The sequence below is a fragment of the Lentzea californiensis genome, assembly GCF_024648825.1.
GTDB lineage: Bacteria > Actinomycetota > Actinomycetes > Mycobacteriales > Pseudonocardiaceae > Lentzea > Lentzea californiensis.
The window spans coordinates 352932-375787 of sequence record NZ_JANBBE010000004.1 but is presented as its reverse complement, the minus strand read 5'-3'; the positions used below and the strand labels follow the sequence as shown (position 1 = coordinate 375787).

Annotated in this window: 27 protein-coding genes; 14 read left to right on the top strand and 13 right to left on the bottom strand. The window is 68.6% G+C overall.

Annotated elements, in window-relative coordinates; genetic code table 11:
• Positions 1-72 precede the first annotated feature (72 nt).
• Genes LX88_RS18825 through LX88_RS18815 form a run of 3 tightly spaced genes read left to right on the top strand, consistent with a single transcriptional unit; the run spans position 73 to position 2200 of the window.
• On the top strand, positions 73-1347 hold the full coding sequence (locus tag LX88_RS18825) for a DNA cytosine methyltransferase (RefSeq protein WP_258949071.1): 1275 nt from the start codon (positions 73-75) through the stop codon (positions 1345-1347).
• Between the two features lie 5 nt (positions 1348-1352).
• Entirely contained in the window at positions 1353-1808 is a 456-nt protein-coding gene (locus LX88_RS18820; RefSeq protein ID WP_258949070.1) for a very short patch repair endonuclease, read from the top strand.
• A gap of 8 nt (positions 1809-1816) precedes the next feature.
• Positions 1817-2200: a hypothetical protein gene (locus LX88_RS18815; RefSeq protein ID WP_258949069.1), complete on the top strand. Its 384-nt coding sequence runs from the start codon at positions 1817-1819 to the stop codon at positions 2198-2200.
• Here the strand turns inward: LX88_RS18815 and LX88_RS18810 are convergent.
• On the bottom strand, positions 2176-2979 hold the full coding sequence (locus LX88_RS18810) for an NmrA family NAD(P)-binding protein (RefSeq protein WP_258949068.1): 804 nt from the start codon (positions 2977-2979) through the stop codon (positions 2176-2178). The genes LX88_RS18815 and LX88_RS18810 overlap by 25 nt on opposite strands.
• A gap of 88 nt (positions 2980-3067) precedes the next feature.
• Between LX88_RS18810 and LX88_RS18805 the strand changes: the two genes are divergently transcribed.
• A complete protein-coding gene (locus tag LX88_RS18805; RefSeq protein ID WP_258949067.1) occupies positions 3068-3829 on the top strand; it encodes an AraC family transcriptional regulator in 762 nt (253 codons plus the stop codon).
• On the opposite strand, the gene LX88_RS18800 is transcribed toward LX88_RS18805, so the two are convergent.
• Both LX88_RS18800 and LX88_RS18795 read right to left on the bottom strand, forming a co-directional pair.
• Positions 3786-4691 carry a LysR family transcriptional regulator gene (locus LX88_RS18800; RefSeq protein WP_258949066.1) on the bottom strand — a complete coding sequence of 302 codons (906 nt, stop codon included), beginning with the start codon at positions 4689-4691 and terminating at the stop codon, positions 3786-3788. The two genes, LX88_RS18805 and LX88_RS18800, sit on opposite strands and share 44 nt — an antisense overlap.
• A gap of 25 nt (positions 4692-4716) precedes the next feature.
• Positions 4717-5286 carry a TetR/AcrR family transcriptional regulator gene (locus tag LX88_RS18795; protein ID WP_258949065.1) on the bottom strand — a complete coding sequence of 190 codons (570 nt, stop codon included), beginning with the start codon at positions 5284-5286 and terminating at the stop codon, positions 4717-4719.
• On the opposite strand from LX88_RS18795, the gene LX88_RS18790 reads away from it, so the two are divergent.
• Positions 5285-5563, top strand: a complete 279-nt coding sequence (locus LX88_RS18790; protein WP_258949064.1) for a class I SAM-dependent methyltransferase — start codon at positions 5285-5287, stop codon at positions 5561-5563. The genes LX88_RS18795 and LX88_RS18790 overlap by 2 nt on opposite strands.
• Here the strand turns inward: LX88_RS18790 and LX88_RS18785 are convergent.
• Positions 5511-6302: a DUF3152 domain-containing protein gene (locus LX88_RS18785; RefSeq protein ID WP_258949063.1), complete on the bottom strand. Its 792-nt coding sequence runs from the start codon at positions 6300-6302 to the stop codon at positions 5511-5513. The two genes, LX88_RS18790 and LX88_RS18785, sit on opposite strands and share 53 nt — an antisense overlap.
• Positions 6303-6382: 80 nt before the next feature.
• Here LX88_RS18785 and LX88_RS18780 point away from each other — a divergent pair, with 80 nt between their 5' ends.
• Complete coding sequence (locus LX88_RS18780; protein WP_258949062.1) at positions 6383-7048, top strand: response regulator; 666 nt, start codon at positions 6383-6385, stop codon at positions 7046-7048.
• On the opposite strand, the gene LX88_RS18775 is transcribed toward LX88_RS18780, so the two are convergent.
• Positions 7021-7335 carry a zinc ribbon domain-containing protein gene (locus LX88_RS18775; protein WP_372511359.1) on the bottom strand — a complete coding sequence of 105 codons (315 nt, stop codon included), beginning with the start codon at positions 7333-7335 and terminating at the stop codon, positions 7021-7023. The genes LX88_RS18780 and LX88_RS18775 overlap by 28 nt on opposite strands.
• Positions 7336-7500: 165 nt before the next feature.
• A complete protein-coding gene (locus tag LX88_RS18770; protein WP_258949060.1) occupies positions 7501-7635 on the bottom strand; it encodes a helix-turn-helix domain-containing protein in 135 nt (44 codons plus the stop codon).
• Positions 7636-7787: 152 nt separating this feature from the next.
• Here LX88_RS18770 and LX88_RS18765 point away from each other — a divergent pair, with 152 nt between their 5' ends.
• Positions 7788-9497, top strand: a complete 1710-nt coding sequence (locus LX88_RS18765; RefSeq protein WP_258949059.1) for a sensor histidine kinase — start codon at positions 7788-7790, stop codon at positions 9495-9497.
• Here the strand turns inward: LX88_RS18765 and LX88_RS18760 are convergent.
• On the bottom strand, positions 9481-10293 hold the full coding sequence (locus LX88_RS18760) for an NAD(P)/FAD-dependent oxidoreductase (RefSeq protein WP_258949058.1): 813 nt from the start codon (positions 10291-10293) through the stop codon (positions 9481-9483). The genes LX88_RS18765 and LX88_RS18760 overlap by 17 nt on opposite strands.
• A gap of 50 nt (positions 10294-10343) precedes the next feature.
• On the opposite strand from LX88_RS18760, the gene LX88_RS18755 reads away from it, so the two are divergent.
• Together LX88_RS18755 and LX88_RS18750 are read left to right on the top strand one after the other, a co-directional pair.
• Positions 10344-10904, top strand: coding sequence for a helix-turn-helix domain-containing protein (locus LX88_RS18755; protein WP_258949057.1), 561 nt, complete (start codon positions 10344-10346; stop codon positions 10902-10904).
• 7 nt (positions 10905-10911) lie between these two features.
• The gene (locus tag LX88_RS18750) at positions 10912-11181 is read left to right on the top strand and encodes a DUF2277 domain-containing protein (protein WP_258949056.1); all 270 of its coding nucleotides are present in this window, start codon (positions 10912-10914) and stop codon (positions 11179-11181) included.
• Here LX88_RS18750 and LX88_RS18745 read toward each other — a convergent pair.
• Positions 11178-11393, bottom strand: a complete 216-nt coding sequence (locus tag LX88_RS18745; protein ID WP_090071354.1) for a hypothetical protein — start codon at positions 11391-11393, stop codon at positions 11178-11180. The genes LX88_RS18750 and LX88_RS18745 overlap by 4 nt on opposite strands.
• 358 nt (positions 11394-11751) lie before the next feature.
• On the opposite strand from LX88_RS18745, the gene LX88_RS18740 reads away from it, so the two are divergent.
• Entirely contained in the window at positions 11752-12402 is a 651-nt protein-coding gene (locus tag LX88_RS18740) for a hypothetical protein (RefSeq protein ID WP_245983795.1), read from the top strand.
• 64 nt (positions 12403-12466) lie between these two features.
• On the opposite strand, the gene LX88_RS18735 is transcribed toward LX88_RS18740, so the two are convergent.
• Both LX88_RS18735 and LX88_RS18730 read right to left on the bottom strand, forming a co-directional pair.
• Positions 12467-13108, bottom strand: coding sequence for an HNH endonuclease family protein (locus LX88_RS18735; RefSeq protein WP_258949055.1), 642 nt, complete (start codon positions 13106-13108; stop codon positions 12467-12469).
• A gap of 63 nt (positions 13109-13171) precedes the next feature.
• On the bottom strand, positions 13172-14119 hold the full coding sequence (locus LX88_RS18730; protein WP_258949054.1) for a methionyl-tRNA formyltransferase: 948 nt from the start codon (positions 14117-14119) through the stop codon (positions 13172-13174).
• Between the two features lie 93 nt (positions 14120-14212).
• Between LX88_RS18730 and LX88_RS18725 the strand changes: the two genes are divergently transcribed.
• Together LX88_RS18725 and LX88_RS18720 are read left to right on the top strand one after the other, a co-directional pair.
• Positions 14213-15463 (top strand): lysine N(6)-hydroxylase/L-ornithine N(5)-oxygenase family protein, encoded by a 1251-nt coding sequence (locus LX88_RS18725; RefSeq protein WP_258949053.1) that lies wholly within the window; start codon positions 14213-14215, stop codon positions 15461-15463.
• Positions 15460-16995 (top strand): amidohydrolase, encoded by a 1536-nt coding sequence (locus LX88_RS18720; protein WP_258949052.1) that lies wholly within the window; start codon positions 15460-15462, stop codon positions 16993-16995. The genes LX88_RS18725 and LX88_RS18720 overlap by 4 nt, the downstream gene beginning before the upstream one ends.
• Here the strand turns inward: LX88_RS18720 and LX88_RS18715 are convergent.
• Positions 16973-17284, bottom strand: coding sequence for an ArsR/SmtB family transcription factor (locus LX88_RS18715; RefSeq protein WP_090071500.1), 312 nt, complete (start codon positions 17282-17284; stop codon positions 16973-16975). The genes LX88_RS18720 and LX88_RS18715 overlap by 23 nt on opposite strands.
• A gap of 39 nt (positions 17285-17323) precedes the next feature.
• Positions 17324-18133 carry a hypothetical protein gene (locus LX88_RS18710; RefSeq protein WP_258949051.1) on the bottom strand — a complete coding sequence of 270 codons (810 nt, stop codon included), beginning with the start codon at positions 18131-18133 and terminating at the stop codon, positions 17324-17326.
• Between the two features lie 150 nt (positions 18134-18283).
• On the opposite strand from LX88_RS18710, the gene LX88_RS18705 reads away from it, so the two are divergent.
• On the top strand, positions 18284-19756 hold the full coding sequence (locus tag LX88_RS18705) for a CYTH and CHAD domain-containing protein (protein WP_258949050.1): 1473 nt from the start codon (positions 18284-18286) through the stop codon (positions 19754-19756).
• A gap of 107 nt (positions 19757-19863) precedes the next feature.
• Positions 19864-21432 (top strand): beta-N-acetylhexosaminidase, encoded by a 1569-nt coding sequence (locus LX88_RS18700; RefSeq protein WP_372511351.1) that lies wholly within the window; start codon positions 19864-19866, stop codon positions 21430-21432.
• On the opposite strand, the gene LX88_RS18695 is transcribed toward LX88_RS18700, so the two are convergent.
• Positions 21429-22766 (bottom strand): aldehyde dehydrogenase family protein, encoded by a 1338-nt coding sequence (locus tag LX88_RS18695; protein ID WP_258949049.1) that lies wholly within the window; start codon positions 22764-22766, stop codon positions 21429-21431. The two genes, LX88_RS18700 and LX88_RS18695, sit on opposite strands and share 4 nt — an antisense overlap.
• Positions 22767-22856: the final 90 nt, after the last annotated feature.

Here is a 22856-nt window from a genome sequence, read left to right as displayed (position 1 = left end):
GTAACAACTACGATCGCACAAGCCGACCCATTCGTTACTCGAATCGCCACCATCTGGCGGAACTGACCTCAGATGGAGTACAAACGGATACCGCCCGCGATCCCGCGCCACGCCGGCGGGCATGGTAGATGCAACGACATCCGCCGGCTAGCATGTGAACACAGGTTCGATCAGCTGGTCGAACCATCCGAGGTCACAACGACCTCACCGGCTACGCAGAGTTGGAGCTCGATGTCCGATCGGTCCAGAGCCAGCGCGAAGACGCCACCGCTCAAGGTGATCGATCTGTTCGCGGGGTGCGGTGGTCTGTCCGAGGGGTTCCGCGAGTCGGAGCGCTTCACCCCGGTCGCCGCGGTCGAGAAGGATCTCTACGCCGCGGCGACCTACGCGGCGAACTTCGGCGAGGAGCACATCTACCAGGGCGACATCGCGGACTGGGTGAAGGGCGATCTGCCCGAAGCCGATGTCGTCGTGGGAGGCCCGCCGTGCCAGGGCTTCTCCAACCTCGGTGCCAAGCGCGAGGACGACGAGCGCAATGATCTGTGGGAACGCTACGTCGACACGCTGCTCAAGGTGAGGCCGAAGGCCTTCCTCCTCGAGAACGTCGACCAGTTCCTGAAGACGACGCAGTTCGCCGCGCTTCGCAAGCTGACCCAGCGAGGTGGCGAGCTCAGCGACTACAGCATCGACTTCGGCATCCTTCGAGCCACCGACTTCGGCTCGTCACAGCTCCGTCGCCGTGCGATCGTGATCGGCACGCACCGCGACGTGGAGCAGATCCCACTCCCCGCCGTCCAGGTCGCGCCTGCGGCATGGCCGACGGTCAAGGATGCCATCAGCGACCTCAACCAAGCAGTGCCTGAGACACAGGTCGACCTGCCGCCTGGCCGCGTGTACGAGGTCTTCGGTCGCGTGGTCCCCGGCAAGTACACCGCGAACGAGCTGCACATCACACGGAACTACCAACAGCTGTCGAAGGACAGGTTCGAGGCGATCCCGGAAGGCGGCAACCGGTTCGACCTTCCCGATCACTTGAAGGCCCCGTGTTGGATCAAGCACACGACCGGGTCAGGCGATGTGATGGGCCGGCTGCGATGGGACAAGCCGTCCGTCACCATCCGCACGGAGTTCTTCAAGCCGGAAAAGGGCCGCTACATCCACCCGTCCGAGAACCGTGCGCTGACTCATCACGAAGCCGCCAGGTTGCAGGGATTCCCTGACACTTTCGAGTGGTGTGGCCCGAAGCTCGAGATCGCACGCCAGATCGGCAACGCGGTACCGGTGCAGTTGGCCCAGTACCTGGCCAGGCACATCGCGAACGGATTGGCCGACCGACCGGCGAAGTGACCGCGATGAGCATCGAACGTCCGACGAAGGCCGCCAACGCCGGTGTGCGCCGCAGCATGCAGAGCAACAAGAGCCGCGACACGAAGCCGGAGTTGGCGATCCGCAGGCTGCTGCACGCGCGCGGCCTGCGTTATCGTGTCTCCTACCGACCGCTGCCGGGGGTCCGGCGCACTGCGGACATCGTGTTCACCCGGCTCAAGGTGGCCGTGTTCGTCGACGGCTGCTTCTGGCACGGTTGCGAAGAGCACCACACCGTCGCCGCGACGAACGCGACCTACTGGGCCGAGAAGGTTCGTGGGAACAGGGAACGCGACCAGGAGACCGACCAAATGCTGCGTGATGCCGGTTGGTTGCCCGTCCGCATCTGGGAACACCAGGACCCTGCGACGGCAGTGGAACAGATATCAGCCCTAGTGGAGTCGTCGGGCGAGCGAGGCGCACCTCCGAGCACCCCTGAATAATCAAGCTCGTGGACAAGACGCGGTTGGGCATCGGGCTGGTCGTCGGCGTGCTCGTGGTGCAGACGGCGGCGACCCTGCTGTGGAACCCCGGCGCGACGCTGACCGGCATCGCGCTGGCCTTCAACGCCGTGGCCGCGGTGTCGGCGTTCCTGTTCGCGCGGCGGGGCGGGCAGGCTGCCTGGGTGGTCGGCGGGTGGTGTGCCGGGTTCTTCGGGTGGCACGTGCTGGGGCTCGGTGAGCTGGCCGGCTGGTGGACGACCGGGCTGGACGCCGCGTTCCTCGTCGGGGGCGGGTACCAGGGGTCGGTCGTCTACCAGGCGGTGCTGGCCACGGCGGCTGGGTTCGCCGTGCACCTGTTGTTGCCTCGTCAGCGCCAGGTTTCCGCGACGTAGGCGTCGAAGCTGGTGGCTGGGCGGTTCAGGAGGCGGGCCACGTCGTCGGTCGGGGTGGCCAGCTGGCCCTTGCGCATGCTTTCGAACATGCCGTTCAGTTCGGTGGCCACCTCTTCTGGGGCGCCTTGGGCCAGCAGGGCTTCGCGGTACTCGGCCGGGGTGAGTTCGACCAGTTCGATGGTGCGGCCGGTGGCTGCGGCGATCTTGGCTACGGCGGTGGCGAAGGTGACTCCCTCCGGGCCGGTGAGGTCGTAGGTCTTGCCCTGGTGGTCGTCGGTGGTGAGGGCCAGGGCGGCTACCTCGGCGATGTCCTGGACGTCCACGAACGGTTCCGGGGTGTCGTCGACGGGCAGGGAGAGGCGGCCCGCGTCGATTTCGGGCTGCCAGACCTGCTCGGAGAAGTTCTGGTTGAAGTTGTTGGCGCGCAGGATGGTCCACGGCAGGTCGCTCGACCTGACCGCCTTCTCGGCGGCGTGCATGCCCCGGAAGACGTCCGGTGGGGTCTGGTCGAGGCCACGGCCTGAGAGCAGGACTACGCGGCGCAGGCCTGAGGCCGCGGCCAGTTCCACGAACGGTGACGCGGCGGACGGGTCTTCCGGGGCGATCAGGTAGGCGGCGGTGGCGCCGTGCAGGAACTGCTTCCAGGTCGACTGGTCGTTCCAGTCGAAGCCGGTCGCGCGGGAGGCCTTGCGGAGGGTGGCGCCGGCGGCTTCGAGGGTGCGGACCACGCGGCGGCCCGTCTTGCCGGTTGCGCCCAGGACGAGGATCTCTTCGGTCATGTGCTCAGCCAACCCGTGTGGGCGGGGAGAGGACATGGGTGAGAGTTCATCGACGATGTTCGATCGTTCGGGCCGTATCGTGGAGGGCATGGAGCCGTTCGACGAACTGCTGCGCGGGGTGCGCGCGGATGGTGCCGGTGTGCGCCGGACCGAGATCGACGGAACGCGCGTGTTGCCTGGGCTCACGTTGTACGCGGTGGCGTCGGGTGAGATCAGCGTGCGCGGGCAGACCGCCAGGGCCGGGGACATCCTGGTGGTGCAGGAGTCCGTCGCGACGCAGGGGCGTGCGTCGGTGGTGAGCGGGACGTACGAGGTCACGGGCGCCGTGGCGCGGCGGCTCACCGCGGTGTTGCCGGACGCGCTGGTGGCGCCGGGGGTGGACGGGTGCGCGGAGTTCTACGCCACCATCGGCATGGAAGGGCCGGGGGTGGTGGCGGACCGGTTGCTGGACTGGCTGATGGTGTGCGCGCTCAAGGAGTGGTTCGACCGCGAGCACGGCGACGGGTGGCTGGGTGCCCGGGCCGACGTGGTCGTCGGGCCGGTCCTCGAGGCGATGCACGCGAGTCCCGAACGCGCCTGGACGCTCGCCCTGCTGGCCAAGGAGGCCGGGGTGGCGCGGACGACGCTGGCGGGCAGGTTCGCGAAGCTGGTCGGGGTGCCACCGCTGACGTACCTCACGGAGTGGCGGATGGCGCTGGCGGCCGATCTGCTGGCCGAGTCGTCGGCGACGGTGGCTTCGGTGGCGCGCAGGGTCGGGTACGCGGACGCGTTCGGGTTCAGCGCCGCGTTCAAGCGCGTGCACGGGTTCAGCCCGAGCGAGTGCCGCACCCGGTGCGCCGCGAGCGCGTGACGTCGAGGCAGCAGCGGACGAAGTCGACGGCCGCCTCACCGGGGTCCGGCAGCCACGCAACGGCCACCTCGCTGGGACTCACGCCCCTCACGGGCACGTAGACGATGTCCGGCCGCGAGTAGAAGTGGGACGTGGACGCCGGAACCAGGGCGATGCCGCAGCCGCCGGCGATCGCGCCGAGGAACTCGTCGGGGTGTTCGGTCACGGCGCCGACGCGCACCTCGCGACCGTCCCTTTCGGACAACGCCAGCCAGTGCTCGCGCCAGGTTCCCTTCAGAGCGGGGGCGACGATGACCGGGTCGTCCCACAGCTCGGGAAAGTCGATCGAGGAACGGCCGGCCAGCCGGTGCGCGGAAGGCAGTGCCACGCAACGGGATTCGCTGAACAACGTCCGCACGCCGAACGTCTCCTCGCCCGGGAAGGGTAATCGCAGCAACGCGACGGGCACCTCCGCACCGGCGAGGCCTGCCGACGGGTCCGACCAGGGAGCCTGCTTCAGATCTACCCGCCAGCCCGGCCGGAGCCGCCCGAACTCGCGGACGATGGCCGGCGTCGCGTCGTTCGCCGCGCTGGCCAGGAAACCGACGCGCAGCACACGGGCGGCGCTCCTGGTCTCGCTCACCGCCACGTCCCAGCCCGCGAGCATCGGCGGGACGCGCGCGGCGAGGGCGTGACCGGCCTCCGTCAGCCTCATCCCGGTGCTGGACCGCGTGAACAGCCGCACGCCCAGCTGCGATTCCAGGTGCTTGAGCTGTTTTGTCAGTGATGGTTGTGACACGAAGAGCCGGTGCGCAGCGCGCGTGAGGTTGCCCTCCTCGGCGATGGCGGCGAAATACCTCAGCAGCCTCGTGTCCACGTCCATGCCGCCCAGGCTATGGAGCCGGACATCAACCACAAGTGAGCACACCCGCCAATTGGTGATCCACGAGGTACACGGCCGCCTCCGGGGGGACCTGACCGATCAGCACCTGGAGCATCAGGCCGTCGACGAACGCGAGCAGCGCCATGGCGTCTCGTTCGGCATCACCACCGGGACGTACCTCGGTGATCATTCCCGCCAGCCACGCCACCATCTCGCCGTTGCCCCGCCGCAACGGCTCCCCCAGGCGCGGTTCGACCACGGCCTGCGCGAGGAACGCGGCGAGCACCGGCGCCTCCGCACGGGCCGCGGGACTCAACGGCAGCAACTCCAGCAGGATCGCCCGCAGGTGCTGCGCGGGGTCGTCGGCCCGGACGGCGCCGAAACGCGCCGCCACACGGTCGCTGATCAGCTCGAACGCGAACATCAGCATCTCGTCCTTGGCCGCGAAGTAGTGCTGGACGCGTCCCATGGACACCCCGGCCTCCGCGGCCACGTGACGCAGGCTCACCGCTTCCAGCCCTCGTGCGGCGATCAACCTGCACACGGCGTCACCGATCTGGCGTCGGCGTTCGTCGTGGTCGACCTGCTTCGGCATGCACCAACTCCAATGCAATCGCATTGCAAACGACGAGCTCGGCCTCAAGCCCGGCAACGCCGTACTCGACATCGGCTGCGGCAGCGGAGCGCTGATTCCCGCGCTCGTGGAAGCCGTTGGACCACAAGGACGTGTGGTCGCCGAGCTGAGGGAGGTGTTCGAACGCGTGGAGCCGGTGTTCGCGGCCGAGGGCGAGACGACGACCGTGGTCGTGGCGACGAAGGTCATGGATACGGCCACCCGTTCGGCGCGCACACCTTCCCGTCCTGCGGAATGAACGCGCCCTGAGGAACTCCGCCGGTGATGCGGACGATCTCGTCGTTGGACACGCCGAACGTCTGCTGCATCATCACCGGCGCCGGGCCACCGGCGACGCCACAGGGCTGGTGTCCCTGCCCGAACGCGTGCCCGACCTCGTGGTTGACCATGTAAGTCCGGTACGTGTGGAGGTCCGGCAGGAAGGCCACGGCACCGCGGATCCAGCGGGCCGCGCTGAGGAACACGAAGTTGCCGTCACGGCACGAGACGTCGACCGGGATCTCGAACCCGCAGGCGGTGCGGGCGGTCTGCTGGGACGTCAGCCGCACACGCACCGACGCGGCACCGGAGACGCGCTGCACAGAGCGCGCGCCTCGAGCCGTCCAGCCACGCGGGTCGGTGAGAGTTGCGTCCACGAACGCCGCGAAAGCCTGTTCGTCGACGGTGATGCCGTTCTCGACTTCCACGGCGTAGGTGCGCAACGGACCCGAGCCGACCACCGGACCGCTGCCGGGGACGACGTGGAACGTGCCGGCGCCGGCCACCGGGAACTCCGGGCCGTCGGGCAGGTCGGAACTGGACGCGTAGACGCGCGGCGGTGGCGGTGCCGGCGAGGACGGGACCTCGGCGGACGTGACGGCGGACGTGACCGGTGGCGTGGTCGGAGCGGCAGCGGGGGACGTCTCGCCTGCCAACTGCGTCGTCGTCAGCAGGACCGCGGTCAGCCCGACCGCCGCCAGAGCCAGGTGCACCCTCATGACGGCAACGCTCGCCGGAACTGATGAAGAACCTGTTTGCGTTCCGCTTGACTGTCGTGAAGGCCTGCATACTTCGGACTGTGTGCGCTCACATTCTCGTCGCGGAGGACAACGTTCACCAGGCTGAACTCGTCCGCCGGTACCTGGAGCACGACGGGCATTCCGTGGTGGTCGTCCACGACGGGCGGGCGGCGATCGACGAGACCCGGCGCCGCAACCCCGACCTGCTGGTCCTCGACGTGATGATGCCGCTGGTCGACGGCATCGACGTGATGCGCGCCGTCCGGACCGAGTCGGACGTGCCGATCGTGCTGCTCACCGCGCGGTCCACGGAGGACGATGTGCTGCTCGGGTTCGACCTGGGCGCCGACGACTACATCACGAAACCGTTCCGGCCACGGCAGATGGTCGCGCGGGTGCGGACGATCCTGCGGCGCACCGGTCGTGCGCGCGAAACGAACGCCACGGTGCTCAAGGTCGGCGATCTGACCGTCGACCCGATCCGGCACGAAGTGCGCATCAAAGAGGAGCTGGTGAGCCTCACGCCGGCGGAGTTCCGTTTGCTGGCCAAGATGGCCGCACAGCCGCAACGGGTGTTCACACGCGAGCAGTTGCTGGAGGACGGGTTCATCACCGCGCGCACGGTCGACGTGCACATGATGAAACTGCGCCGCAAGATCGAGCAGGACTCGCGCCGGCCGGAACGGCTTCTCACCGTCTACGGCATCGGGTACAAGCTCGTTTGACTTCCTCTCCCTCGTGAACGAGGGAGATTCCCACGGCTCGCGCCGCAGGTTTTCTGCTTCGTCACCGACTGCCCGCCCGGAAGGTTTCGTTGAGGTCTTACACCGGCTCCACAAACTGTCACCGCCAGCCCGGCGGCCAGGATGTTGCGTGCCGCGTTCACGTCTCGGTCATGGGTCACACCGCAGACGCAGGTCCATGTGCGCACGCCCAGCGGCATCGCCGCAGCCAGCGCGCCGCAGACCGAGCACAGCTTGGACGACGGGAAGCAGCGATCCACGACGATCACATCCCGCCCGTACCAGTGTGCCTTGTACTCCAGCAGCTGCCGGAACTGCCGCCAGCCCGCATCACTGATGGCACGGGCCAGGCGAAACGCCAGCTCCTCCGTTCGCTTCCACGCGGTGAGCAAACCCGACGTGGCCTCGTAACCGACCCGCTCCCCACGCAGCGCCTACGCAACCGCACGGGCCCGCAACGCCAAGTTGTAGATCTTGCGGACACACCCGAACGTGCGCGACAGCTCCGCAGCCTGCGCCTCGCTCGGATAGAAGCGGTACCGGAACGCCCGCTTCACCAGCCCATTCACCGTTCACACACTACCCGGCAACTGCGTGTGCCCGTACGACTGAGGCGTGGACGCCGTATCGCCCTGAAGGCGCCCCCGCTGTTCCCTCTCTATTTCGCAGAGGTCCGATTCCTCCACGTCCAGAAGGACGAGGTCTCCTCGAAGGACTTCAGATGAAAAGCCTGCTGGTTCGGTTCTTCCTGTTCTCCTTGGTGATCGCGGCCTGCTCGATCGCCGTCACGGCGTGGCTCGCGTCGCAGGCGACGACGGGGGCGATCCGGCAGGAGCAGGGCGACGTGCTCGAGACGGACGCACAGATATTCGACGAGCTGGTGCGCCACGCGGCCACGCACGAGGACTGGACGGATGCGAAGTCCGCTGTGGACGGTATCGCGCAGAAGTACGGCCGCCGGATCGCGCTGACAGACGGCAACGGTACGACGCTGGTCGACACCGGCGGCGAGAACGCGCCGCAACTGCCCATCACCCCCAAGGCACTGGTCGACCCGCTGAACGTCAACGGAAAGATCGACCCCAGGGCGGTCGGGCCGTTCAAGCTCAACGACGAGGAGTACCGCACGCTGTACGCCTATGCGGACCAGCTCCTCCAGTGCAACAACAGGATCACGCTCGTGGAAGCGCCCAACGGCCGGCCGCGGCTGCCCGACCTCGGGCCCGGCGAGCTCTCGATCTGGGAGGACTGCCCGGTCGGCAATCGCCTCTACACGCTCACGGTGACGGAGAAGGCCGCGTACGGACAGCTCCAGGCGCTGTTCTCGAAATGCCTCGACCAGCGAGGCTGGAGCGGCAGGAACTACGGCAAGTCGCTCACTCCCACCACCTTCGACTGGGAGATCACGACCGTCGACGGCGCGCCGCCGGAGGTGGTGGCGTGCATGGACAGCTCGCGTCGCGAACAGCTCCGGCCGCACGTCGCGGCGCCGGCGCAGCTGTTCCTCACCTCACCGACCGGCGACGAGCCGATGGCGATCGACCTCTCGACGACCGGCGCCACCCGGATCACGTTGGTGGCGCTGGGAATCCTTGCACTTGCCGGGTTCGCGTCGTGGCTCACCGCCACACAGCTCGTGCGGCCGATCCGAGCCCTCACCGCCGCCACGAAACGCACTGCCGAAGGCGATCGGACGGCACGGGTGGACGGCGGCTCGGGTGAGATCGGCGAGCTCGCGCGGTCGTTCAACGCGATGTCGGAGAAGCTCGCCGAGACCGAACGCCAGCGGCAGGCCATGGTCAGCGACGTCGCGCACGAGTTGCGCACGCCGTTGGGCAACATCACCGGCTGGCTGGAGGCGACGCAGGACGGGCTGGCCGAACCGGACCCGCACCTGATCGACATGCTGCTGGAGGAATCCCTTCTGCTGCAACGACTCGTGGACGACCTGCACGACCTCGCACAGGCCGACGCGGGCACGCTGCGGCTGCACCCCGAGCCGATCGCGCTGGACGACGTCGTGGACCAGGTCGTCAACGCGCAGCAGAACCGCGAGATCCTGCTGCGCGCCGAGACCACGCCGGTGCACGTCACCGCGGACCCGGTGCGACTGCGGCAGGCGCTCGGCAACCTCGTCGCGAACGCCGTGCGCTACACCCCTCCGGGCGGCGAGGTCGTCGTGAAGTTGTTCCGGTGGCAGGACGAGGCCGTCCTGGAGGTCACGGACACCGGTACCGGCATCGCGCCGGACGACGTGCCGCACGTGTTCGACAGGTTCTGGCGGGCGGACAAGTCCCGCAGCCGCCGCACGGGCGGCAGCGGGCTCGGTCTCGCGATCACGCGGCACCTCGTGGAGGCGCACGGCGGCACGGTGTCGGTGACGAGCACCCTCGGCGAGGGGTCGACGTTCCGGATCAGCCTGCCGGCATGAGACCCAGCAGGTCCACGTTGATCATCCCGGCCGCCTGGGCGCCCTGAGCGGCGGCGACGATCACGATGGCTGTCGGGTCCGTGACGTTGCCGGCCGCGTAGACGCCGGGCACGCTCGTGCGGCCCTTCGCGTCCGTGCGCACGAACGGGCCGGCCATCGTCTCTGCGGTCTCGGCACCCAACGCCAGCAGGAACTCGTCACGCGGTTTGACCGGTGCGGAGTACACGAGCGCGTCGGCCGGTACCCGCTTACCGCCGGAGATCACGGCGACCAGCCGGTCGTCCTCGACCTCGATGCCGTCGACCGAAGGCACGTGGGTGACGTCGTCCGACCACTGCCGGACCAGCGCGACCTTCATCTCCTCGCCGAACACGACGAGCTTCTGGTCGCGGACCTCGTAGCCGTGGCAGTACGGGCAGCCGAAGACGTCGCGGCCCCAGCGTTCGCGCAGGTTGTCCGGCACCTCGTCGACCAAGCCGGTCGCGAACAGCAAGCGCTTGGCACGCACCGTGCGCTCGCTCAGGTCGACCGCGAACCCGTCGTCGAGCTTGGTCACGCCTCGAACCTCGTCGTTGACGATCTCTCCGCCGTACCCCTCGACCTCGGCCCTGCCGTGCTTGAGCAGTTCCAACGGTGAGAAGCCGTCGCGAGAGAGGTAGTTGTGCATGTGCGCGGCCGGGGCGTTGCGCGGCTCGGCACCATCGACCACGAGCACGCTGCGGCGCGCCCTGGTCAGCATCAGAGCGGCGCTCAGTCCGGCCGCTCCCCCACCAATGATCACCACTTCGTACGTCATGGTTCGAGAGTGCGGTCGACAGTCCAGTTTTGGCAAAGTAAGTTGCTGTTATGGCAACAACCGTGGGGCAACGGCTCGCCGCGCTGCGGGCCGAGCACGACCTGACGCTGGCGTCGTTGTCCGAGATGACGGGCATCTCGAAGTCGACGCTGTCGCGCCTGGAGACCGACCAGCGCAAGCCGACGCTGGAGCTGCTGCTGCCGTTGTCGCGGACCTACCAGGTGTCGCTGGACGACCTGGTCGGCGCGCCCGAGGTGGGTGATCCGCGCGTCACGATGAAGCCGCGCGAGCTCAGCCACGGCCGGGTCGGCATCCCGCTGACCAGGTCGATCGGGCCGCTGCAGGCGTGGAAGATGATCATCTCAGACCCGGAGCTGCACGAACCGCGCGCGCACGAGGGATACGAGTGGTTCTACGTGTTGAGCGGGCAGATCCGGCTGCGGCTCAGCGACAAGGAGGTCGTGCTGCGCGCGGGCGAGGTGGCCGAGTTCGACTGCCGGCAACCGCACAGCTTCAGCAGCGCGGACGGCAGGCCCGCCGAGATCCTCAGCCTGTTCGGCAAGCAGGGGGAACGCATCCACACCCGCGCGGCGCCGCCGAACAGGTCATAGTGGAGGCATGTGCCGAAACATCCGGGTGCTCCACAACTTCGAACCGCCCGCCACGTCCGACGAGGTGCAGGCCGCGGCGCTGCAGTACGTGCGGAAGGTGGGCGGGGCCGCGAAACCGTCCGCGGTGAACCAGGCCGCGTACGACAAGGCCGTCGCGGCCGTGGCGGCGGCTACGCAGGAACTGCTCGACGCGCTGGTGACCACCGCACCGCCGAAGGACCGCGAGGTCGAGGCGGCGAAGGCCAAGGCCCGTGCCGCCGAGAGGTACGGGAGCTAGTTCCGGACGCGGGTGTCGAGGTACATGCAGATCAGCTTGGCCGCGATGCCCGCGGAGCCGACGATGAAGGCCTGGTCGGGGCCGAGCGTGACGGCGATGGCCCACAGCAGCAGTGCGATCAGCACGAGGATGATCGTCACCTGCATCGCGTGCGGCCAGTTGCCGGGGTGGACGAGCCACCTCTCCAGCTGCCGAGGCTGCGGAACCTCCACGTCACCCGCTCTATCGGGTGAACGCTCCGCCTTGACCGCCATCGTGCTCCCTCGTCGCGACGCCTCCTGGTGAACTCCATTCTCCTGAGTTGATCTTCTACGGAGTGTTACTCCCGCTGGTCTTGCGGCAAGCGTTCGGTGAGCGTCGGCGAACGGCAGACGAACGGTCATCCGCATGATCGGTTACCGGCCGGTCACCATCCGTTTACCGATTGCGACGTAGGTCGCAACGCTATGTGTCACCCACTCGGGTGACTGCTCGACGCTGAGTAGCGGTTGCGCCGTTCGGAGCAGTCCCGTTTCTGTCAGACCTCTCGGATAACGTCAGGTGAAGCTCGCGGTACGAGGGGAGAAAACGTTGCCGGACAACAACGTCAGCGTCACCGCACTGTCGTTCACCGAGTACGTCATGAGCGGTCAGCGTGGGCGCATCAACATCGTGTCGGAACAGCGGGGGATGTACCTGGCCTCCGATACGCGGGTGTGCGGGTTCTACAACCCGATCCGCGACGCCATGCGACGAGCGGTCAACGCGACCGAACCCGAGATCGAGCTCAAGAAGGCGATCATGAACGCCAACCGCACGGGGCAGCCGCGGGCGTTCGAGGAGATCGCCGACGGCTTCCTGCCCTGGCTGGCGTCGTTCAAGGCGACGGGGGTGCCGGTGGAGGGCGCCACCTACCGCGCCGGCGAGCTGACCCTGAAGGTGCGGCCGCACCTGGGGCTGCGCAAGAAGGACGGCACGACGTACGCGGTGCTCGTGCACACCAAGGAGGTGCCGCTGACCAGGGAGGCCGCCAACGTGGGGCTGCGGATCCTGCAGCACACGGTCGCGGACACGCTGCCGGGCGCCATCCCGATGGTGCTCGACGCGCGGCGCGGCAAGGCGTACCAGATGCCGGCGCGCACCAACCTCGGCAAGCTCGACGTGCTGATCGCCGCCGAGGCGATGGGGTACGTGACGCACTGGAAGCTGTCCGGCCTGTTCGAGTCCGTTCAGGTCGGGTAGCGGGATGAGACGACGCGGCCCGCCTGGGGGGTCGGGCCGTGTCGTCGGCGAGTTCCCGTGATCGTCAGCAGGTCTTGAGCAACGCGGCCAGCGCGTCGTGCTCCGGCTGGTCCACGGTCAGCTTGTAGCTGACCTTCACCGAGATCCAGTGCCGCGCGTACGTGCACCCGTACGTCGTGACCGGCGGCTTCCACTTGGCCGGGTCCTGGTCGCCCTTGGAGCGGTTGGACTTCGCGGTCACCGCGATCAGCTGGATGCCGCCGAGGTCGTTGGCGAACGCCTTGCGCTCGTCGTCCGTCCACTTGTCTGCGCCGGACCGCCAGGCTTCCGCGAGGGGGATGGTGTGGTCGATGTCGACCTCGCCGGCGTCCTTGATCACCACGCCGTCGTACGCGCTGTTCCAGGTGCCGGAGACCGCCTTGCAGTCCTTGTCCTGCTTCACGTCGACGCCCTGCTTCTGCAGCACGATCTCCCTGGTGTCACAGGAGTTCCCCTGCGAGGCCCAGTGCGGGAAGCGGTCGCGGCTGTAGCCGGCCATCTTGCCCTCGGGCGCGATCTTCAACGCGGCGAGGTCCGACGAACCGGTCGGAACGGGCGCAGGGGTGTTGGGCGGATTCTCCTGGGACGACTGGAGATTCGTGAGGTACCAGCCGACTGCCACGAGCAGCACGAAGACCACCAGTGACGTCACCGCCGCGCGATTCATGCGGCAATGATCGACCATGCTGATCACGGACCGGTCACCCGGCCCGTGATCAGCGTGTCGGAGCTACGGGCGCGAGGTCAGGTAGCCGCCCATGTGCCGGAAGTACTCCTGCGCCTCGAGCTCGGTGCCATCCGCGGTACGAACCTTCTTGACCAGCAACGCCTTGCTCTTGCCGCGGCGGGCCTCGGCGCCGGCGACGACCGTCACGCCGTCGCCCTCGCGGTAGAAGATCCGGCCGGGAGTGCCGCCGTAGACCTCGGCGGAGACGTCCGCCTCGATGATCTCCAGGCGCTGGCCGCGGTGGAAGCAGAACGCGCTCGGGTACGGCGCGCACTGCGCTCGCACCAGGCGGTCCAGTTCCTCGGCGGTCCAGGTGAAGTCGATGCGCAGGTCCTCCTCGGCGCGCTTGTGGAAGAACGAGGCCTGCGAACGGTCCTGCTTCACGAAGTCGGTGCGGCCGGACGCGATCTCGGCGAGGCCGTCGACCGTGATCGGGCCGAAGAGCTCCAGCGTCTTCTCGAACAGCACGGCCGTGGTGTCGCGCGGGCCGACCGGCACCGAGCGCTGCAGCACGATGTCGCCGGCGTCGAGCGTGTCGTCCATCATGTGCGCCGTCACGCCGACTTCCTTCTCGTCGTTGAGAAGCGCCCAGATCAACGGCGAGAAGCCCGCGTACTTCGGCAGCAGCGAGTCGTGCACGTTCAACGTGCCGTGCTTGGGCAGCGCGAAGACCTGCGGCGGGATCCACGTCCGCCAGTTGCAGGCGACGATCACGTCGGGCTCGGCGGCCTTGAGCGCGTCGAGCAGCTCCTGGTCCTCCGGGCGTTCGCGGACCAGGACGTCGACGCCGTTCTCGCGGGCCAGGTCCTCGACCGAGTCGCTCCAGACCTTCTCGTACGCGCCTTCACCCTTGGGGTGGGTCACCACCAGGACGACCTCGTGCTCGGACGCCAAAAGTGCCTGCAGGGTGCGATGACCCCAGGTCTGGAACCCGAACATGACGACCCTCATGGGGGTGTCCTCCTTCACTCCGGTGCGATACGGTCAGGCTAACCTAACTGACGGCTTGCGAAGAGAGCTTAGGCTGCCCTAAGTTCAGTGCTCATGCATCCGATCTACGACATCGTCGGTATCGGGTTCGGTCCCTCGAACCTGGCGCTCGCCATCGCTTTGACCGAGCACAACGAGCAGGCCGAAATCCCCGTCACGGCGGTGTTCCTGGAACGCCAGCAGGCGTTCGGCTGGCATCGGGGCATGCTCCTGGACGACGCCACCATGCAGGTGTCGTTCCTCAAGGACCTCGTCACCATGCGGAACCCGACCAGCCGGTTCTCGTTCCTCTGCTACCTGCGGGACCGGGGACGGCTGATCGACTTCGTCAACCACAAGAACCTGTTCCCGCTGCGCGTCGAGTTCCACGACTACTTCGAGTGGGCCGCCGCCCAGGTCGACGACATGGTCGCGTACGGCACCGAAGCCGTTGGCGTGGAAGCGATCCACGACGACCTGTACGAGGTGACAACGGGCACGGGTGACGTGTACCACGCCCGCAACCTGATCTTCGCGACCGGACTGCGCCCGGCCGTGCCCGAGGGCATCGCGCTGTCGGACCGCGTGTGGCACAACAGCGAGTTCCTGCACCGCGTCGGCACGCTGGAGAACCCGAAGCGCTGCGTCGTCGTCGGTGCCGGGCAGAGCGCCGCGGAGGCCGTGGCGTACCTGCACCGCGAGTTCCCCGGCACCGAGGTGTGCTCGGTGTTCTCCCGCTACGGTTACTCCCCCGCGGACGACAGCTCGTTCGCGAACCGGATCTTCGACCCCGAGGCCGTCGACCACTACTTCGACGCCCCGGACGCCGTGAAGCGGCGGTTGATGGACTACCACCGCAACACCAACTACTCCGTGGTCGACGTCGACCTGATCGCGCAGCTCTACCGCACCGAGTACCAGGAGAAGGTGCTGGGCACCGAGCGCCTCAAAATGATGAAGATGACCCGGCTCGTCGCGGTCGAGGAGTCGGCGGACGGCGTGCGTGCGGTGGTCCAGTCGCTCGTCACCGGTGAGCAGGAGTTCGTCGACGCCGACCTCGTGCTGCTCGCGACCGGGTACGACGAGGCCGCGCCGATGCTCGGCGCGCTCGACGAGACCTGCTCCCGAGACGAGACGGGCCGTCTCGTCGTGGGCCGCGACTACCGCGTGCAGACCTCGCTCAGGGGTGGCATCTACCTGCAGGGCGGCACCGAGCACTCGCACGGCATCACGTCGTCACTGCTGTCCAACGTCGCGGTGCGGTCGGGTGAGATCCTGACGTCCGTGCTGACCAACACTCCTGTCCCGGTCCTCGCGACCGCGTGAAACTCGATCTCAAGCTGACGGGCTGCCGGGCCATCACGATGGACCCGGCTCGCCCCGCCTCGCACACGATCGGCATCTGGCAGGGCCGCATCGCGGGACTGGACGAGCAGGTCGCGGACCTGCCCGCCGCCGAGACCGCCGACCTGGGCGGAGCCGTGGTGCTGCCCGGTTTCATCGACGCCCACACGCACCTCGCGTGGAACGGCCGCCGCACGATCGACATCACCGGCCTGACCGCGGTCACCCAGGTCCTCGACCGGCTCGCCGATGCGCCCGGCACGGGCTGGATCGAGGCGTCCGGCTACGACCGCCGGAGCATGGACCGCCCGCTCACCGCGCTCGACCTGGACCGGATCAGCGGCGCCAGGCCGGTGTACGTCGCCGACCTGTCCGGCCATGCGTGCGTCGTGAACTCCGTGGTGCTGAAACAACTCCCGGGGATCACGAGCGACGGCTGGCTGACCGAGAACGAACAGCTGGCCGCGCGCACGTTGCGGCTGCCGTACTCGCTCGGCGAGATCACCGCCGAACTGCACGAGAGCGCCCGCCAGGTGCTGTCCGAGGGCGTCACGATGTGCGCCGAAGCGGGCATCGGTGCGGGCCTGATCGCCAGCAGCCCGCTCGAGGCCGCCGCCTACCAACGTGCCCGGCTGCCGATCCGCGTGCAGCTCATGGTGTCCGCGCACGTCCTGCACGACGTCTCCGCCGACCCGTCCGACGGTGTTCCGCGCGCGATCGACCTCGGCCTGCACACCGGGTTCGGCGACGACATGCTGTCGCTGGGAGCCCTGAAGCTGTGGACCGACGGCGGCATGATGGCGCGCACGGCCGCGTTGTCCGAGCCGTACCTCGGGACCGGCGGCTCGGGCCAGCTCGCCGACTCCGAGGAGTCCATGCGGGCGGCGATCGCCGACGGCCACCACGCCGGCTGGCAGCTCGCGATCCACGCGATCGGCGACAGGGCCATCGACTTCGCCTTGGACGCCGTCCAGGAAGCGCAACGGCAACGCCCGCGTCCCGAAGCGCGGCACCGCATCGAGCACTGCGGTCTCGTCCGCCCGGACCAGCTCGGCCGGATCGCCGAGCTCGGTGTCGTTCCCGTGATCCAGCCGTCGTTCCTGCACTCCTACGGCGACGACTACAGCGAGGTCATGGGCGCGCACCGGGCCCCGTGGATGTACCGCGGACGTGCGTTCCTCGACCACGGCATCACGATCGCGGGCAGCTCGGACCGGCCGGTCGCGGACGGAGCCCCGTTGCGCGCCATCGAGTTCATGGTGCACCGGAGGTCGTCCAGCGGCCGGGCGGTCGGGCCGGACGAGGCGATCACCGTCGAGGAGGCGATCCGCGCGTACACGCTCGGTGGCGCCTACGCGTGCCGCAAGGAGCACGTGCTGGGCAGCCTCACCCCGGGCAAGCTCGCGGACCTCGTCGTGCTCGGCGACGACCCGCGCACGAGCGACGCGATCGCGGAGATCCCCGTGCTGGCCACCATGGTCGGCGGCACCCTCATGACTCAGCGATCTTCTTGATCGCGGCCAGCCGCTGGTCCCACTGGGAGGCGAGCGAGGCCATCCAGGAGGCGGTGGCGTCGAGCGCGACCGACCGGACGGAGAAGTTGTTCTCCCGGCCGGCGCGCTCGGAGGCCACCAGCTCCGCCTTCTCCAGCACTGCCAGGTGTTTCACGATCGCCTGCCGGCTCACCGGCAGTTCGGCGGCGAGCGCCGACGCCGACGCGGCCCCCTTCGCCGCGACCAGGTCGAGGATCCGCCGGCGCATCGGATCGGCGAGCGCGGCCAAGACGTCGTCGACCTGACTCACGCGCACACCCTTTCTGCAACCGGACGGTTGCAGAACAGGCTACTGCAGGTGGAAGGTCGCGGCCAACGTCGTCAGGCGGTCGGTGATGTCGGCGTGGACGTTCGCGCGCCGGACCCAGTTCTCACTGCCCGACGCCGCGGACGGCGGGGTGCCCAGCGGCGTGACCGCGTCCGTGACGCCGTACTCCAGCCGGTACGCGAGCACCGCGGTCGCCGACTCGAGCCAGAACGACGGGTCCGGCGTGGGGATCTCGCCCAGTCCGACCCGGAACCACACCGGCATCCGCGCGTACTGCCCGAGCGCGTCCGAGAGGCGCCGCGCGGCCGCGTCCTTGATCTCGCCGCGAGCCTTGTCCCCGGCGAGCACGGCCTCGGTGCGCCACTCCTCGCTCATCGCGTCCTCGTCGGCCTCCAGCCGTTCGGCGGCCCGCTGCGCGCTGGCCTCGTTCGCGTTGATCAGCCACTCCATCTGACGCACCTCGTGCGACAGCGCGTCCCGCTCGAACCGGGGCACCCGCCCACCGTCCAGTTTGGACCTGGCGTCGTCGCGGCGGGCCTTGAGCCCGTCGAACTCCAGCACCTCCTGCCGCAGGGCGACCCGGGCCGGATCAGCGAGGATCTCCTGCTCCGCGTCCCACGCCCTGCGCAGCGCCTCGACCAGCGGCTCGATCTCGCCGGTCACCGCGTCGAGCTCGGCCGGCGGCCCGTCCCCGGCACCGGACAACCGCCGCTGCAGCACCGTCAGCCGGGCCGTGACGCGCTCGAGTTCCGCCGTGAGCTGACCGACGTGACTGATCAACGTGGCGACCTGCGGCTCGACCACGTCGAGCCGTTCCTTCTCCGTGGGCACCCGGCCAGCGAACCGGACACAGTGGACCGCGAAAAGCGGGTACCCGGTGAATGCACGCATTAGAGGCGTGGTTCCGCCCGGCCGTGGAACCACCCTCACGCACCGTCACCACACTGGGTGAACCCGGACAAAACGAGGTATTAATAGAAAATGGCGACCTCCGTTACTGAGACCGAACGCAAGTACGAGGCACCATCGGACGCGAGTCTGCCGGACCTCACCGAGATCACCGGCGTGGCGACCGGCCCGGAGGAGTTCGACCTCGAAGCCACCTACTTCGACACGGACGACTACCGCCTGGCCCGCGCGGGCGTGACCCTGCGCAGGCGGGTGGGCGGCAACGACGAGGGCTGGCACCTCAAGCTCCCGGCAGGTGAAGACTCCCGCCAGGAACTCCACGTCCCCCTGGGCCGCGCGGTGAAGAAGCCCCCGAAGGACCTCTCCTCCCTGGTCCGGGCGCACACCAGGGGCGGCGACCTGGCCCCGGTGGCGGAGATCCGCACGAACCGCCGCCGCTGGCAGCTCACCAACGGCAAGGGCGACATGCTCGCCGAGGTGGTCGACGACGTGGTCACCGCCCAGACCATGGGTTCCTCCACGACGACCACGTCGTGGCGTGAGATCGAGGTGGAACTGGGCGAAAGCGGCGACCGAGCCCTCCTCGACACCGTGGAGCGCCACCTGGGCGACGCGGGCATCGTCCCGTCGTCCTCGAAGTCCAAGCTCTCCCAGGTGATCGGCGTGAAGCGCGACTCCGGCCCCGCCCTGGGCAAGAAGCCGACGGCGGGCGACGTCGTCCTCGCCTACCTCTACGAACAACGAGCAGCACTCCAGAACCAGGACCCGCGAGTCCGCCGCAACGAGGACGACGCCGTCCACCAGATGCGAGTGGCCACCCGCCGCATGCGCTCGGCCCTCCAGGCCTTCGGCAAGATCGTCGACCGCGAACAGACCCGCGCCCTGACCGACGAGCTGAAGTGGCTGGCGTCAGTCCTGGGCACCTCACGCGACCTGGAAGTACTCCGCGCACGCTTCGAGGAGGGCCTGCACGCCCTCCCGCCAGAACTGGTCCTCGGTGACGTGGCAGCCCGCATGACCCGCCACTTCGCACCGCTGGAAGCCAAGGCGCACAAGGACTCCGTGGCGGCACTGAACAGCGAGCGCTACTTCACCCTTCTCAACACCATCGACACGCTGCTGACCACACCTCCCCTGACTTCCTCGGCCTCGGGCAAGGCGAAGGACGTCCTCCCTCGCCTGGTCGAAAAGGCCCGCCACCGCCTGGACGTCCGCGTGGAGGAGGCACTCGCCACCAGCGACAGCGACGAACCGCTCCACGAGGCCCGCAAGGCGGCGAAGCGCCTGCGCTACTCGGCCGAGGTCGCCGAGCCCGCGCTCGGCAAGCACGCCAAGACGTTGCGCGTGCGGGCGAAGGACGTCCAGACACTGCTGGGCGACCACCAGGACTCGGTGGTCGCACGCCCGGTCCTGCTGGAACTGGGCAGGGGCGACGAGAACGGCTTCACGTTCGGCCTGCTCTACGGCAAGGAGGTGGAGCTGGCGCACACGACGGAAGCAGCTCTCCCCGCCCTGTGGCACAAGCTGAGCAAGGAACACCTCTGACCACACGGGCAGAGCGGCGAAATTGGTCTGAACCTTGACACCGAATCCCCGCCACTGGAACCGTGACCGAACGCCGCCAGGTCCCCCCATGCCCCGTGGAGGATGGCGTGAAAGCGAAACGACTGCAGGCCGCGCTCGCGGCACTGGTGATCGCCGGATCAGGAGTGCTGGTGACCAACACGGCAGAAGCGGCAGCCCCGACCACACTGCAAGAGCTGGTCCCCCAGCCGGTCCAGGTGCAGCCCCGCCCGGACATCACCTTCACCCTCACCGCGGCCTCCAAGATCCAGCTGGCGACCCGGGACGCCCGCAAACCGGCCGAACTGCTGGCGAAGGTCCTCCGCCCGTCCACGGGCTACGCACTCCCGATCACGGACGGCGTCTCCGGCGCCGGCGTGGTCCTGACCGGCGGCGCGGACCCGAAGACCGGCCCTGAGGGTTATCAGCTGGACGTGACCCCGGAACAGGTGGTCATCCGGGCGAGCTCACCGGCCGGCCACTTCAACGGCATCGCGACCCTGCGCCAGCTGCTCCCGCCCAAGGCCGAGGCCAAGACCAGGCAGCCAGGCCCGTGGACGGTGCCGGGGGCAAGCATCCTGGACCACCCCCGGTACCACCACCGAGGCGCGATGCTCGACGTCTCCCGCCACTTCTTCACCCCGGACCAGGTGAAGCGCTACGTGGACCAGATCGCCGCCTTCAAGATCAACTACTTCCACCTCCACCTGAGCGACGACCAGGGCTGGCGACTGGAGATCAAGAGCTGGCCAGAGCTGACCAGGATCGGCGGCAGCACGGAGGTGGGCGGCCGGACGGGCAAGCTCTTCTACACGCAGGACCAGTACAGGGACATCGTCGCCCACGCGGCGAGCAGGGGCATCACGGTCATCCCGGAGTTCGACATGCCGGGCCACACCAACGCCGCCCAGGCGAGCTACGCCGAGCTGAACTGCGACGGCAAGAAGCGCCCGCTCTACACCGGCACAGAGGTCGGCTTCAGCTCCCTCTGCATCAACAACGACATCACTTACAAGTTCGTGGAAGACGTGATCCGGGAGGTCTCCGCGATCACCCCGGGCCTGTACTTCCACATCGGCGGCGACGAGGCCCTCAGCACCCCTGACGCCGACTACGTGACGTTCATGAACCGAGTCCTGCCCATCGTGGAGAAGTACGGCAAGACCACCGTCGGCTGGCACGAGTTCATCAAGACCACCAAGGACACGACGGTGATCCCGCAGTTCTGGGGCACCACCACGACCGACGCCAACGTGGCCGCGGCGGCACAGCGCGGCAACAAGGTCCTGATGTCGCCGGCGAACCGCATCTACCTCGACATGAAGTACGACAAGAACACCAAGCTCGGCCTGGACTGGGCGGGCCTGGTCGAGGTCAGGGACGCCTACAGCTGGAACCCCGGCGCGTACCTGAACGGCGTGACCGAGGCCAACGTGCGCGGCGTCGAGGCTCCTCTGTGGACGGAGACCATCAGGACCTCCGCCGACATCGAGTACATGGCGTTCCCGAGGCTGCCGGTCGCGGCCGAGCTCGGCTGGTCTCCGGCAGCCGTCCACGACTGGGACCGCTTCGCCCCGCGACTGGGCGCACAGGGACCGCGCTGGAAGGTCCAGGGCGTCAACTTCTACGCGAGCACCCAGGTGCCCTGGAAGCGTTAGAAGTAACCCTGCCCGCGGTCCGAGTAGCTGACCAGCAGGTGCTTCACCCGGCGGTACTCGGCGAGCACGGCGGTGTTCGCCGGGTACGCGTGGTAGTTGTTGACCCACACCCGTTCGGCGCGCAGGTCCTGGCCGACGTTGTGCGCGAGTGCGACGTCGCGGCACCAGATGCCGGCGCCGAACTGGGCGGCGGACTCGTTGGCGATCTTCAGGGCGTCGTCGCGGTCATCGAACCTCGTCACCGACACGACGGGACCGAGCACGTCGTCGGAGAACACGCCCGAACGGTGGTCGCCCTCGAAGATCGTGGGCTGCACGAAGTGGCCGGAGGCCTCGCCACCCGTCACCAGGCGGGCGCCCTCGGCCTTGCCGCGCTCCACGTACGCAAGAACTCGATCGCGCTGCGCAAGACTCACGACAGCGCCGATCATCGTGTCCGTGTCGAGCGGGTCGCCCGCACGCAACGCCTCCGTGCGGACCGTCGCGAGGTGCAGGAACTCCTCGTAGACGGCGGTCTGGATCAACGCGCGCGACGGGGCCGTGGAGATCTCGCCCTGGTTGGCCGCGAACATCGCGAAGCCCTCCAGCGCCTTGTCCAGGAAGCTGTCGCGCCGCGAGGTGACGTCGGAGAAGAAGATGTTCGGGCAGCGGCCGGCGACGACGGGGTGGTCGTCGGAGCCGGTGACGACGTTGACGACGCCGGGCGGCAGCAGGTCGGCGATCACACCCAGCAGGACGTGGATCGACGCCGGGGTCTGCAGGGCGGGCTCCAGCACCACGGCGTTGCCGGCGGCCAGTGCGGGCGCGAGCACGCGGCAGGCGTTCATCAGCGGGAACGTCCACGAGACGCGCTCGTGCACGACGCCGACCGGCTGGAACGAGCGGTAGTCGAAGGTGTCGCGGCCGAGCTGCTCGACCTCGCCCACCTCGGCGCGGACGACGGCGGCGTACTGGCGGAACAGCTCGATCAGCATCGGCAGGTCGGCGACCAGGGCCTCGCGGACCGGCTTGCCGTTGTCCCACGTCTCGGCGACGGCGAGTTCGGTCGCGTGCTCCTCGATGCGGTCCGCGATCTCGCACAGCACGGTGGCGCGCTCTCGGGGAGTGGTGTTCCCCCACGCGCGTGCGGCGCCGCTGGCCGCGTGCATCGCACGGGCCCGGTCGGCGTCGGTGCCACGGGCGACCTCGGTGAAGACGTCACCGGTCACCGGAGAGACGTTCTCGACGTACTCGCCGGTCACGGGCGACACGTAGTCGCCGCCGATGAAGTGGTCGTACCTCGCCCGGTACGCGACCACGCTGCCGGGCTGCCCCGGCGCCGCGTACTGCGTCATTTTCGACTCCCTGCCAAAGACGGCCCACCGGATACCTGGGATGGGGAAAATGAGAAAGTAGGCAGCAGAACGTTGCATGCTCGTTGCAAG

Bases quoted from the DNA above. Each gene is read 5' to 3' on its own strand.
- LX88_RS18825 (WP_258949071.1), top strand. From the start codon at position 73: ATGGAGTACAAACGGATACCGCCCGCGATCCCGCGCCACGCCGGCGGG.
- LX88_RS18820 (WP_258949070.1), top strand. From the start codon at position 1,353: ATGAGCATCGAACGTCCGACGAAGGCCGCCAACGCCGGTGTGCGCCGC.
- LX88_RS18810 (WP_258949068.1), bottom strand. From the start codon at position 2,979: ATGACCGAAGAGATCCTCGTCCTGGGCGCAACCGGCAAGACGGGCCGC.
- LX88_RS18805 (WP_258949067.1), top strand. From the start codon at position 3,068: ATGGAGCCGTTCGACGAACTGCTGCGCGGGGTGCGCGCGGATGGTGCC.
- LX88_RS18800 (WP_258949066.1), bottom strand. From the start codon at position 4,691: ATGGACGTGGACACGAGGCTGCTGAGGTATTTCGCCGCCATCGCCGAG.
- LX88_RS18790 (WP_258949064.1), top strand. From the start codon at position 5,285: ATGCACCAACTCCAATGCAATCGCATTGCAAACGACGAGCTCGGCCTC.
- LX88_RS18795 (WP_258949065.1), bottom strand. From the start codon at position 5,286: ATGCCGAAGCAGGTCGACCACGACGAACGCCGACGCCAGATCGGTGAC.
- LX88_RS18785 (WP_258949063.1), bottom strand. From the start codon at position 6,302: ATGAGGGTGCACCTGGCTCTGGCGGCGGTCGGGCTGACCGCGGTCCTG.
- LX88_RS18765 (WP_258949059.1), top strand. From the start codon at position 7,788: ATGAAAAGCCTGCTGGTTCGGTTCTTCCTGTTCTCCTTGGTGATCGCG.
- LX88_RS18760 (WP_258949058.1), bottom strand. From the start codon at position 10,293: ATGACGTACGAAGTGGTGATCATTGGTGGGGGAGCGGCCGGACTGAGC.
- LX88_RS18755 (WP_258949057.1), top strand. From the start codon at position 10,344: ATGGCAACAACCGTGGGGCAACGGCTCGCCGCGCTGCGGGCCGAGCAC.
- LX88_RS18750 (WP_258949056.1), top strand. From the start codon at position 10,912: ATGTGCCGAAACATCCGGGTGCTCCACAACTTCGAACCGCCCGCCACG.
- LX88_RS18735 (WP_258949055.1), bottom strand. From the start codon at position 13,108: ATGAATCGCGCGGCGGTGACGTCACTGGTGGTCTTCGTGCTGCTCGTG.
- LX88_RS18730 (WP_258949054.1), bottom strand. From the start codon at position 14,119: ATGAGGGTCGTCATGTTCGGGTTCCAGACCTGGGGTCATCGCACCCTG.
- LX88_RS18725 (WP_258949053.1), top strand. From the start codon at position 14,213: ATGCATCCGATCTACGACATCGTCGGTATCGGGTTCGGTCCCTCGAAC.
- LX88_RS18705 (WP_258949050.1), top strand. From the start codon at position 18,284: ATGGCGACCTCCGTTACTGAGACCGAACGCAAGTACGAGGCACCATCG.
- LX88_RS18695 (WP_258949049.1), bottom strand. From the start codon at position 22,766: ATGACGCAGTACGCGGCGCCGGGGCAGCCCGGCAGCGTGGTCGCGTAC.